This is a genomic window from Streptomyces sp. WAC05292 (assembly GCF_003949955.1).
GTDB classification, from domain to species: domain Bacteria; phylum Actinomycetota; class Actinomycetes; order Streptomycetales; family Streptomycetaceae; genus Streptomyces; species Streptomyces globosus.
The window spans coordinates 1-11,722 of the sequence record NZ_RPSE01000184.1; the positions used below are offsets into that span (position 1 = coordinate 1).

Below are 11,722 nucleotides of genomic sequence, written 5' to 3' on the forward strand. Positions count from 1 at the left end.
CGCCCGGCCCGCACCCCACCGTCGGCCGGGGCCGGGCGGTGGGGTGCGGGCCGGGCGGGATCGGCGGTGAGGGGGCGTCGATCAGGCAGAGGTGCCAGCGTCGTCTGCCGGGGCACCCGGCCACCGGTCGGTGCCGCCGGCTTCGCCGCGCTCGGGCGCCTCCCGCGCGGGCCACGGCCGCCGGCCGGGGCCCGCGTACGCCCGCAATCTTCCCCCCGCAGGCCACGGCGCGCTCCGGCACCTCCTCTCCCGGACCCCGGCCGCACCGGTCGCCGCCGGGCCGGACGATCTGGACGCGCTCGCCCGCTTCGTGCTGGACTGTGCCTGCTCCGACCTGCACGAGGAGGCTTCTTGACGACCCGTCTCGACCGCGCCGTGGGCGCGGTGCTCGGCTCGGCCGTCGGCGACGCGCTCGGCGCGCCCTATGAGTTCGGGCCCGCGGGGGAACTCGACGCCCGCGGTTCGGAGATGCGCGGGGGCGGCGGCTGGGACCCGGGCGAGGCCACCGACGACACGCAGATGGCCGTCCTCGTCGGCGAGTCCCTCCTCGACCACGGCGGGCTCGAACTCCCCGACGTCTTCGACCGGTTCCGGCGGTGGGCGGCCGCCGGGCCGAAGGACATCGGCCTGCAGACGGAACAGGTGCTCACCAGCGGCGACCCGTGGGACCTGGCCGCGGCACTGCACTTCCAGGCGAACGCGCGGGCGGCCGGCAACGGTTCCCTCATGCGGGCGTCGACCTCGGCGGTGTTCTTCGCGGCGGCCGGGCAGCAGGCCACCATGGACGCGGCGCGGCGCCTGGCGGCCCTGACCCACGGCGACCCTGCCGCCTGGGAGGGCACGGCCATCCTCCACGAACTCGTCCGCGCGGCGCTCGACGGCGCCGACCCGCTGGAGGGGCTGCCGCAGGCGCTGGCGGCGGTGGCGCCGGAGCAGCGCGAACGCTACGCCCGCGTCCTCGCCCCGGACTGGCATCCCGGACTCGCCACCGAATTCAACGGCGCGGTGTGGCCCTGCCTGGGCTCGGCGGCATGGGCCCTCCGTACGACCACCGGCTTCGCGGAGGCCGTAAGGGCCGCCGTCAACCTGGGCGGAGACACCGACACGGTGGCCGCGGTCACGGGCACCCTGGCCGGCGCCCGCTACGGCAGCGAGGCGATCCCCCCGGAGTGGACCGCGCCGCTCCACGTGCCCCTCCCGGGATCGGCCGACCGCGTCCTGGACGCCCGGTCCCTGCACGACCTCGCGGTCCGCCTGGCCGGGGCCGCGTAGGGCGGCGGACGGCGCCGCCCGCGGGGTCAGCGGCTGCCGACCGCGGCGCCCTCGCCGGCCAGGAGCCGGCCCTCTGCGTATCCGAGCGCGGCGGCGGGCAGGACGCCCTCGCTGCCGCTGAGCAGCACGGTCAGGGTGCCGGTGGCGGGGGCGGCCGGGTCGGCGGAGGCGCCGATCCGCCGCAGCGCCTGGACGGCGACCGGCTCGGCGGAGCCGTGGTAGACGAGGTCGGCCCCGCCGGTCCGCTCGGCCAGCGCCGCCCGGACGGCGGGCTCGACGAGCTCGTAGTGCGTGCAGCCGAGGACGACGTCGGTGACGTCGGCCGGGGTGAGGGCGGCGGCGGCCGCCACGGCGGCCGCGACGGCCTCGGCGTCGCCCGCCTCCACGGCGTCCGCGAGCCCCGGGCAGGGCACCTCGGTGACGTGCGCCCCGGCCGCGAAGTCGCGGATCAGGCCGCGCTGGTACGGGCTGCCGGTCGTGGCGGGGGTGGCCCAGATGGCGAGGCGGCCGCCCGCCGCGGCGGCGGGCTTGATCGCGGGCACGGTCCCGATGACGGGGATCCCCGGCTCCAGCTCGGCCCGGATGGCGGGCAGGGCGTGCACGGTGGCGGTGTTGCAGGCGATGATCAGCGCGTCCGGCCGCAGGGCGGCGGCGGCGCGCGCGACGCCGAGCGCCCGCCCGGCCAGGTCGGCGGGGGTCCGCGGCCCCCAGGGCATGCCGTCGGGGTCGGAGGACAGGACCAGGTCGGCGTCCGGCCGCAGCCGCCGCATGGCGGCGGCAGCCGCGAGGAGGCCGATTCCGGAGTCCATGAGGGCGATCTTCACCTGGTCACCTTAATCGACGCCCCCCTCCCGGCCGCTCCGACGGGCCCCGCTGTGGGCCGCGGCACACCCCCTGGGGGCGCGTCCCGTCGTCACGGGGCCTGGGCAGCCGCTTCCGCGGCGGCGGCCGGCTGCGGACGGGTCCGCATGCCCCACCGGGCAAGGGGCGGGCCGGCGGCGCCCAGCGCCGCGAAGAACAGCGCCAGCAGCAGCCAGCCCGCCGTGCCCAGGCCGAGCACCGCCGTGGTGAGGATCGCGGGGGCGAGGGCCTGGCCCGCGTTGAAGCCGAGGCCGAGGAGGCCCTGGTACTGCCCCTGGGCGTGGTCGGGGGCCAGGCCGAAACCCAGCGCGAAGCCCGCCGAGGACTCCCAGACCTCCCCCAGGCTGTGCACGAACACCGCGGCCAGGACCAGCCCCGCCGCCGCCCACACGGGTGCGTACGCGGCCAGCGCCATCATCGGGCAGCTGACGAGGAAGAGCAGCCCCGCGGTACGGAAGGCCCTGCCGCCGTCGTACGGGGTCTCGATCCGGGAGCCGATCCTGGTCTGCGTCAGTACGCAGAAGGCGGAGTTGAAGGCGAACAGCGCGGCCACCGTCCAGCGCGGCGCTTCGGTGTGTTCGGAGATCCAGAGGGGCAGGAGCAGGGAGATCACCGGGTACTGCAGCCCCATGGCCCCGTAGAGGGCGGTGAACGCCAGGAACGGGCGGTCCGCGAAGGCCGGCCGGCGGCGCTGCCGGGGCGGTGCGGCGAGCACGGGGTAGCGGGGCAGCAGGAGCAGCAGGGCCGCGCACAGGGCGAAACTCGCCGCGTTGCCGAGGACCAGTGCGACGTAGCCGCCGCGGGTGTCCGCGGCGAGCGCCGCCCCGGCCCCCGCCGTTCCCAGGACGACGCCCAGGTTGACGAACGTGCGCAGCTTCGCCCTGAACACCGCCGGCCGCTCGCCCCCGACCCGGGCCACGAGGGCTCCCCACGCCGCCCCGCCGACCGCCGCGGCGATCTGGTCGACCGTCGCGACGAGCGTGAGCGCGGCCCAGGTCTCGACGAGGACGAGGGCCGCCATCGCCACCGCCTGGACCGTGAGGGCCGCCGCCATGACCGCGCGGGCCCCGTGCCGGTCGGCGAGGTGGCCGCCGGGGATCCCCGCGCACAGGCCGATCACCCCGGCGATGGTGAGCGCGGCGCCGACCTGCGCCGCGGGCAGGCCCACGACCAGGGTGAAGTAGAGGGCCGAGGCCGCGTTGAACAGGCCGTTGCCGACCCGGTTGACGAAACTGGCGGCCACCAGCACGCGCTCCGGCCCGCTGTCCCCCGCCATCCGGCGTATTCGGCCTGTCCGGCCTGTCCGGCCTGCCGCACGGTCCTTGGTCACGTGCCGCAGGCTAACAAGATCGTTTGCATGGGCGGCGGCGCGGGCCCGACGCGCGCCCTTCTCCGGGGCAACGCTGCCGGCGGGCAGGCCCCTCACCGGGCGGACCGCCGCCGCCGGGAGACGGGGCGCGCCGGTGGGGTGCGGGACATGCCGCGCGGGGTTCGGCACACTGCCGCCCATGGGCCTTTTCGGTGCTGCCTGCCTCTCCCTCGCCGCCTGGTTGTGGCTCACGTTCGCGCAGGGGATGTTCTGGCGGACCGACGTCCGCCTGCCGCCGCGTTCCGCCCCGGCGCGATGGCCCTCCGTGGCCGTCGTGGTCCCCGCGCGGGACGAGGCCGAGGTGCTGCCGCTCAGCCTGCCCTCGCTGCTCGCGCAGGACTACCCGGGCGAAGCCCGGATCGTCCTCGTCGACGACGGCAGTACCGACGGCACCGCCGACCTGGCCCGGCGCCTGGCGCACGGGCGCCCCGGGCTGCCGCTCACCGTCGTCTCGCCGGGCGAGCCCGACCCCGGCTGGACGGGCAAGCTGTGGGCCCTGCGCCACGGCATCGCGGTCGCCCGCGCGTCCACGCCCGGCGGGCCGGACTACCTCCTCCTCACCGACGCCGACATCGCCCACGAGCCCGACGGCCTCCGCGAGCTCGTCGCCGCCGCGACCAGCGCCGGCCTGGACCTGGTCTCGCAGATGGCCCGGCTCCGGACCGCCGGGCCGTGGGAGCGGCTGGTCGTCCCCGCGTTCGTGTACTTCTTCGCGCAGCTCTACCCCTTCCGCCGGATCAACCGCCCGGGCGGGCGGACCGCCGCGGCGGCCGGGGGGTGCGTACTGCTGCGGACGGAGGCGGCCGTACGGGCCGGCGTACCGGACGCGATCCGGCACGCCGTCATCGACGACGTCTCCCTCGCCCGGGCCGTCCGGGATTCCGGCGGCCGGATCTGGCTGGGACTCTCGGAGCGCGTGGAGAGCGTGCGCCCCTACCCGGCGCTGGCCGACCTGTGGCGGATGGTGTCGCGCAGCGCGTACGCCCAGCTCCGCCACCGACCGCTGCTCCTGGCCGGGACGGTGGCCGCGCTCGTGCTCGTCTACCTCGTCCCGCCGGCCGCGCTCCTGGCGGGCCTGGCCGCCGGGAGGCCGGCCACGGCCTGGGCGGGGGGCCTGGCCTGGCTGCTCATGGCCGGCACGTACCTGCCGATGCTGCGGTACTACCGGCAGCCGGCCGTGCTGGCGCCGCTGCTGCCGTTCACCGCGCTGCTGTACCTGCTGATGACGGTCGATTCGGCGGTGCAGCACCACCGGGGGCGCGGCGCCGCGTGGAAGGGGCGGACCTACGCCCGCCCCAGCGACGCATGAAACGGAAATATCGCCCCGAGGGCGATGTCATCCGGGGCCACCGGATGGTGACGCTGCGTCAGCGGCAAGTCGGTGCAACACCCAACCGGCGAGTACGAGTCGGAGCAAGCCGGGGCGGAAGTGGCGAATCGTGCACGTGAAGGTCAAGTGAAAGCCGACGCACTGACCTGGGAATATGCAGGTCAGCGCGGGGTTCGTCACGCCTCGCTATGGACCCCGTGAAGCCGTGGGCTTAACTTATGACCCATGACCTCCCCCCGCTCCACTTATGGCGGCGGCTACTACTCCGCGCCCTCCTTCCCGGACACCCCCATCTACGACTCGCTCGTGGCGGAACGCGGGACTCCGCAGATCGCCCCGATCCGGGTTCCGGCCGCCTACGACACGCCGGGTGCCGGCTATGCGAGCGGTGGAAACCTCCCGGCCCTCTCCTCCTCGCTGCCGGCCCTGCCGGCCGCCCTCCCGCCCGCCGCACCGCAGCAGCAGACGGGCGGGTACGGGTACCCGTACCAGGGGCAGGCCGCGCCCGCGCCCATGCCCCTGCAGAGCGCACCCGCGCCGTACATCCCGCAGCAGCAGCCCGCCGCGGCCCGCCCCGGGTACATGCAGCAGGCCCAGCCGCAGCCGCCGCGACCGGCCGCCGCGGGCACCGGGTACGAGGCGATGCGCCCGGCCGCACCGCGCCCGATGCAGGTTCCGGTTCCGGCTCCGGCGCCTGCCGCGGCCACCCCGTACCAGGACCCGTACGGCCGCCCCTACCAGGGGCGCGGCTACTGACCGCCCGAACGGGCGGAACACTCCGGGCCCGGGCGTCCTGACAGGCCCGCGGGCGCCCGCTGGGGCGCCGGCGGGGCACCTGGCAGGATGCACCCATGGCGAACCCGTACGTGCACGCGCTCCACGTCCATCCCGTGAAGTCGGTGGCGGGTACCGCTCCCGGCGAGGCGGCCGTGGAGCCCTGGGGGCTGTCCGGCGACCGGCGCTGGGCGCTGGTCGACACGTCGGGCACGGTCATCACGCAGCGCCAACGGCCCCGCCTGGCGCTGGCCGCCGCGCGCCCGCTGGCCGGGGGCGCGGTCGCACTGTCGGCGCCGGGCATGGCGGAGCTGGTCGTGGAGGTGCCCGAGCCCGGGCCGCTGGAGCCGGTGGTGCTCTTCGGCAAGAAGGTCGAGACGGTGGTGGCCGCGGGCGCCGCCGCCGACTGGTTCAGCGCCTGGCTCGGCGTCCCGGTGCGGCTCGTACACCTGGACGACCCGGCCGTACGCCGGCCCGTCGACCCCGAGTACGCCCTGCCCGGGGAGACCGTCAGCCTCGCCGACGGCTACCCGGTGCTGCTCGCCTCGCTGGCGTCGCTGGACGCGCTCAACTCGCTGATCGCGCAGGGCGAGCACGCCGAGGAGGGGCCGCTGCCGATGAACCGGTTCCGGCCCAACGTCGTCGTCGCGGGCGCCGAGCCGTGGGCCGAGGACGGCTGGCGGCGGATCGCGATCGGCGAGGCGGTCTTCCGCGTGGCCCGCGAGTGCGGCAGGTGCATCGTCACCACGACCGACCAGGCGACGGCGGAGCGCGGCAGGGAGCCGCTCAAGACGCTCGGCGCGTACCGGAGGATCGGGAAGTCCCTCGCGTTCGGGCGGCAGCTCGTGCCGGTCCGGACGGGCACCGTGCGGGTCGGGGACGAGGTGCGCGTCCTGAGCTGAGGCCGGCGCCGCCGCCTGCCGGCCTGCGCTGCCACGCCCGCCGCCGGACGGGGCCGGATCACCTTCGGAATGACACCTTCGAGGGGCTCTGCCGCCGGTTTGGAACCGACCGCCACCAGCCGCCCGTTGGATCAGTCGGAACGTGTCGCACGACCGCGGGGGATCGTGCAGCGGCTCGCGCGGCACACCTCCCAGCGCCCGGAATGCGCGTCTCCGGGCAGGCGGGAGGCTTGGACGGCAGACAGGCGGAGGCAAGGGGGTGCCGGACCGTGTGGACAGCGACAGGCGTGTGGCGTTGGCGGCACAATCCGCTGTGCCGGCCCACTGATCTCGTCGAGGCATGGGTGGCGTTCGCCGCGGTGGTGTGCGTCCTGCTGGTCGCACCGGCCGTGGGCTGCGCCGCCGGCCTCCGGGTGGACGAGCGGCTGCAGCAGGCGGTGCGGGAGCAGCAGCAGGAGAGATACCTCGTACCGGCGGTGGTGGTGCGGCCGGCCGGGGAGGGCCCGGAGGGCGCGGGAGCCGACGCGAACCCGCAGCGCCAGAGTCCGCGGCGCACCCAGGTGGTGGCGGAGTGGACCGCGCCGGACGGCAGCGGCCACCGGGGCACCGTCCCCGCGGCCGAGGAACCGCCGCGGGCCGGCGACCGGTTCCGGATATGGACGGACGCCCGGGGCCGGCTGGTGGGGCGACCGCTCGACGCGGCGTCCGCGGGGGCGCACGCGGCGGTCGTGGGCCTCGCGGCGGCCGTCGGGACGGCCCTGCTGGCCGAGACGGGCCGGCGGCTCGTCGTCCGCCGGCTGGTGCACCGGCGCCACGCACTGCTGGACCGCGCCTGGGCGGAGACGGGGCCGGACTGGGGCCGGGCGGGTGCGGGAAGTTGACCTGGCCTCCCGGCGGCTCCCCGCGCGCTACGGTGGACCGGCCGGACCCCGGTTGCCGTCAGCCGCTCCCACCGCTGAGGGCGGTCGGGGAGGCGGTTCCGGCCGGTTCGACAGCGCGAGAACGAGGGCGGGGGCACGACAGCACCATGGCACAGGGCACGGTCCAGCTGACGCACGGCGGTTCGTCGCGGTGGCGGCGCCGCTCCGGTGAGTACCCGACGCTGTCCGCGGCGCTCGCCGCCGCGGGCGACGGGGACGTGCTGACGGTCGCGCCCGGCACGTACCGGGAGAACCTGGTGCTGCACCACGCCGTGACGCTCCGCGGGGTCGAGGGCGCCGCCGGGTCGGTGCGCATCGCCCCGCCGGACGGGATCGCGCTGACCGTGCGGGCCTCGGCCGTGGTCCGGGACCTCACCGTGGAGGGGCAGGACAGGGCCGCGCCCGCGCTCCTGGTGGAGGAGGGCACTCCGGAGCTGACCGACCTGCGGGTGACCACGGAGTCGGCGTCCGGCATCGAGGTCCGCGGCATGGGCCGGCCCGTGGTGCGGCGGTGCACCGTGGAGAACCCGTCCGGGGTGGGAGTGGCCGTACTGGACGGCGGCGGAGGGGTGTTCGAGGAGTGCGAGGTCGCCGCCTCCGGACAGGCCGGGGTCTCCGTCCGCTCCGGCGGGCACCCGCGCCTGGAGCGGTGCCGCATCCACCACGCGGGAGGCGCCGGCATCGCGGTCACCGGGGAGGGCTCGGGGCTGGAGGCGCTGGCCTGCGAGGTGTACGAGATCAACGGGACGGGAGTGCAGATCGCCGCGCGGGCGGCGGCCCGCTTCACCGACTGCACGGTGCACCGCACCTCGGCGGACGGGGTCACCCTCGACACGGACGCCGTGCTCACCCTGTCCGGGTGCGACATCCACGACGTCCCGGAGAACGCGGTGGACCTGCGCTCGCGGTCGGTGCTCACCCTCACCCGCACGAGCGTGCGCCGCTTCGGCCGCAACGGCCTGTCCGTGTGGGACCCCGGCACCCGGGCCGAGGCGGACTCCTGCGAGATCCACGACAGCACGGGCGACTATCCGGCCGTGTGGATCAGCGACGGGGCCGGCGCGTCGCTGACGGACTGCCGGGTGCACGACGTGCCGGACGCGGTGTTCGTCCTGGACCGCGGCTCCCGCGCGGACGTCGTCGACAGCGACCTGTCCCAGGTCCGCAACACCGCCGTCTCGGTGAGCGACGGGGCCACCGCGCGGGTCGAGGACTGCCGTATCCGCGAGGCCGGCACCGGCGCCTGGTTCCGCGACCACGGCAGCGGCGGCACCCTCGCCGACTGCACGATCGACGCCGTGCAGACCGGGGTCATCGTCACCAAGGGCGCCGATCCCTCGGTCGAGCGGTGCACGGTGTCCTCGCCCGCGGAGTCCGGGTTCTACGTCTCCGCCGGCGGGCGGGGCAGCTTCCGGTCCTGCCGGGTGACCGGCAGCGCCGGCTTCGGGTTCCACGTCCTCGACGGCTGCCGCGCCCACCTGGCGGGCTGCCACACCGATCGCTGCGCCCGCGGCGGCTACGAGTTCGCCGAGGACGGGCCGGTCGCCGAGGACTGCACCGCCGACGGCGCCCCCTCCCGGCACGCCGGCCACCCCGGGTCCGGCGGCGGAGCCGGGGAGCGGGCCGCGGTCCGGGCCGCGCCCCGCGAGGCCCCCGCCCCGGCCGGCGCGGCGGGCCCGCCGCTCCCGGCAGCCCGGCCCGCACCCGCTGCGCCGCGGGACTTCGGGCGCGGGGACGCCGCCGCGCCGGAGGGGGCGGCGCCGCAGGGCGGTTCCGCCGCCGTGCTGGAGCGGCTCGAAGGGCTGGTCGGGCTGGACAGCGTCAAGCGGGAGGTCCGCGCACTCACCGACATGATCGAGGTCGGGCGGCGCCGGCAGCAGGCGGGCCTGAAGGCCGCCTCGGTCCGCCGGCACCTCGTCTTCACCGGCTCACCCGGTACCGGCAAGACCACGGTGGCCCGGCTGTACGGGGAGATCCTCGCCTCCCTCGGCGTCCTGGAACGCGGGCACCTCGTCGAGGTCTCGCGGGTGGACCTCGTCGGCGAGCACATCGGATCCACCGCGATCCGCACCCAGGAGGCGTTCGAGCGGGCGCGCGGCGGCGTCCTGTTCATCGACGAGGCGTACGCGCTGGCGCCGGAGGACTCCGGCCGGGACTTCGGCCGCGAGGCGATCGACACCCTCGTGAAGCTGATGGAGGACCACCGCGACGCGGTCGTGGTGATCGTCGCCGGGTACACGGCCGAGATGGAGCGGTTCCTGACCGTCAACCCGGGCGTCGCCTCCCGGTTCTCGCGGACCATCAGCTTCGCCGACTACGGGCCGGGCGACCTGCTGCGGATCGTGGAGCAGCAGGCCGACGAGCACGAGTACCGGCTCGGGGAGGGCACCGCCGAGGCACTGCTGGCGTACTTCGCGGAGCTGCCCAAGGGGCCGGCCTTCGGCAACGGGCGCACGGCCCGGCAGACGTTCGAGTCGATGGTCGAGCGGCACGCCGGCCGGGTGGCGCAGCTCGCGGACCCGGGGACGGACGAGCTCACCCTGCTGTTCCCGGAGGATCTCCCGGCTCTGCCCGCTCCCTGCTGAGCCGCGGGGCGGGCAGGCCCGCGCCGGCGCCGGTCCCCGAGGCGGCGGCGGGCGCGGCACCAGGCGGGGCGCCGTCCGCGCCGCAGCGGTCGTCCGGGAGCGGCCGGGGGCCGGAGAGCCGGGCGAGCAGTGCGTCGCGTTCGGCGGCGAACGCCGGATCGTCCTGGTAGTCGAAGTGGCCGAGGACGGGCGCGGGCAGCGGCTGCTGCTCGGTCCGCCCGTACGCGACGGGGTCGGGCAGCGGCCCCCGGTCCACGGCGGGGCCCGCCTCGGGGACGACCGGGCCGCCGATCGGGTCGGTGGCCCGCCACAGGTTGCGCCAGCAGTCGACGTCCCGGTGCAGGGACAGCAGCGGCCCGCTCCCGAAGTACGCGGGAAACCAGCGGCCGTAGAGCCGGCGCAGCGGCGAGCCGTACGTGAGGAGGGCGACGCGGTGGCGCACGTGCGGCGGGAGCTGCCAGACGGCGGCGGCCGCGAGGACGCTGCCCTGCGAGTGGCCGGAGATGACGAGGCGTCCGCCGGTGCGGCCGGTCCAGGCGGTCATCCGCCACGTCAGGTCGGGGACGGCGCGCTCGGCGTAGCAGGGCGGTGCGAAGGGGTGGGCGGCGCGCGGCCAGAACGTGCCGACGTCCCACAGCACGCCGACGGTGCGGCGGGCGGCCGGGTCCCGGTAGGCGCGCCGGCCCCAGGTGACGAAGAGGAGGAAGCCGAGGCCGACGAGCCACGACCCGGCGTCCTGGGCGGCGCGCGCGGCCGCCTCCAGCAGCGGGTGCGCCCCGTGGGCGGCCTCGCCGGGGACCTGGCCGGTCAGCCAGGCCCCGGCGAGGGCTCCGGCGCCGAGCACCAGGGTGATCCCGGAGAGGGCGGCGGCGAAGCGGGGCGCGGAGTCGGTGAGGGCGGCGGCGGTGCGGGCGCCGGCGATGCGGCGGCTGCGGTCGCCGTCCGGGACGGATCCCGGGTACTCGGCGGCGACCCCGGCGGCGATCCGGCGGCGGGTGCGGGCCGCCCGGGCGGCGTGGAGCACGGCCAGGCAGGCCAGGGCGAGGAGGACCGGCGGCAGGACGGCGGCCTGCCAGGCCAGCAGGACGGGCGGCTCGGCCGGGGCCTCGTCTCCGAGCCAGTCGGCGAAGCGCCCGGCGACCCCGCCGGACATGACGCCGCCGAGGGCGCAGGCGAGCACGGCGACGGCCGGCCCGCCCAGCCCGCGCAGCGCGGTCGCCGGGTCGGGGGCCCGCCGGTACAGGCTCCGGGCGACGGCGGCGAGCGCGACGATGCAGCAGCCCTGGCCCAGCATCAGCAGGCCGAAAGCGAAGTCTCCGGGCAGGCGGCCCGAGGAGGTCCATCCGGGGCGCGACCAGCAGGCGTAGACCAGGACGGCGGTGAGGAGGGCGAGCGCGGCGCCGGGCAGCAGGGTGGTCGCGGCCCGGTCGAGCCGGTGGTCGGCCCGGGCTTCGGTGCGGCCGCGCCGGCAGACGACCCAGGCGACCGCGGCGGCCCCGGCGACGAGCAGCGCCTCCAGGGCCCAGCCGGCGGATTCCAGGACGGCGGTGCCCGCGGCGGCATCGCGGCGGGCGACCGGGACGGCCACGGCGGCGGCGACGGTGAGCAGCCCGGCCGCGGTGTGGGCCGCGCGGAGCCGGGCCACGATGCGGCGGCCGTACCAGAACCCGGGCCGGCCGAGGGCGGGGGCGCCCGGGTTCTGGTACGGC

At 77.1% G+C, this 11,722-nt stretch carries 9 protein-coding genes; 6 read left to right on the plus strand and 3 right to left on the minus strand.

Annotation, left to right across the window (positions count from 1 at the left end; all coding sequences use genetic code 11):
* Nucleotides 1-351 precede the first annotated feature (351 nt).
* Nucleotides 352-1,272, plus strand: coding sequence for an ADP-ribosylglycohydrolase family protein (locus EF903_RS19380; RefSeq protein WP_125544869.1), 921 nt, complete (start codon nucleotides 352-354; stop codon nucleotides 1,270-1,272).
* A 26-nt stretch (nucleotides 1,273-1,298) separates the two neighbouring features.
* Here the strand turns inward: EF903_RS19380 and EF903_RS19385 are convergent, their stop codons facing one another.
* Nucleotides 1,299-2,096, minus strand: a complete 798-nt coding sequence (locus EF903_RS19385; protein WP_260615616.1) for a glutamate racemase — start codon at nucleotides 2,094-2,096, stop codon at nucleotides 1,299-1,301.
* 89 nt (nucleotides 2,097-2,185) lie between these two features.
* A complete protein-coding gene (locus EF903_RS19390) occupies nucleotides 2,186-3,409 on the minus strand; it encodes an MFS transporter (protein WP_125544871.1) in 1,224 nt (407 codons plus the stop codon).
* Between the two features lie 232 nt (nucleotides 3,410-3,641).
* Between EF903_RS19390 and EF903_RS19395 the strand changes: the two genes are divergently transcribed.
* From EF903_RS19395 to EF903_RS19415, 5 genes are all read left to right on the plus strand, one after another.
* On the plus strand, nucleotides 3,642-4,811 hold the full coding sequence (locus tag EF903_RS19395) for a glycosyltransferase (protein ID WP_125544873.1): 1,170 nt from the start codon (nucleotides 3,642-3,644) through the stop codon (nucleotides 4,809-4,811).
* A gap of 246 nt (nucleotides 4,812-5,057) precedes the next feature.
* Nucleotides 5,058-5,588 (plus strand): DUF6643 family protein, encoded by a 531-nt coding sequence (locus tag EF903_RS19400; RefSeq protein ID WP_125544875.1) that lies wholly within the window; start codon nucleotides 5,058-5,060, stop codon nucleotides 5,586-5,588.
* A 95-nt stretch (nucleotides 5,589-5,683) separates the two neighbouring features.
* On the plus strand, nucleotides 5,684-6,508 hold the full coding sequence (locus EF903_RS19405; RefSeq protein ID WP_125544877.1) for an MOSC domain-containing protein: 825 nt from the start codon (nucleotides 5,684-5,686) through the stop codon (nucleotides 6,506-6,508).
* A gap of 269 nt (nucleotides 6,509-6,777) precedes the next feature.
* Nucleotides 6,778-7,389: a hypothetical protein gene (locus tag EF903_RS19410; RefSeq protein ID WP_125544879.1), complete on the plus strand. Its 612-nt coding sequence runs from the start codon at nucleotides 6,778-6,780 to the stop codon at nucleotides 7,387-7,389.
* A 146-nt stretch (nucleotides 7,390-7,535) separates the two neighbouring features.
* Nucleotides 7,536-10,013, plus strand: a complete 2,478-nt coding sequence (locus EF903_RS19415) for a right-handed parallel beta-helix repeat-containing protein (protein ID WP_125544881.1) — start codon at nucleotides 7,536-7,538, stop codon at nucleotides 10,011-10,013.
* Here EF903_RS19415 and EF903_RS34170 read toward each other — a convergent pair.
* On the minus strand, nucleotides 9,964-11,722 hold a 1,759-nt coding region (locus EF903_RS34170), incomplete at its 5' end, for a hypothetical protein (protein WP_185902729.1). The genes EF903_RS19415 and EF903_RS34170 overlap by 50 nt on opposite strands.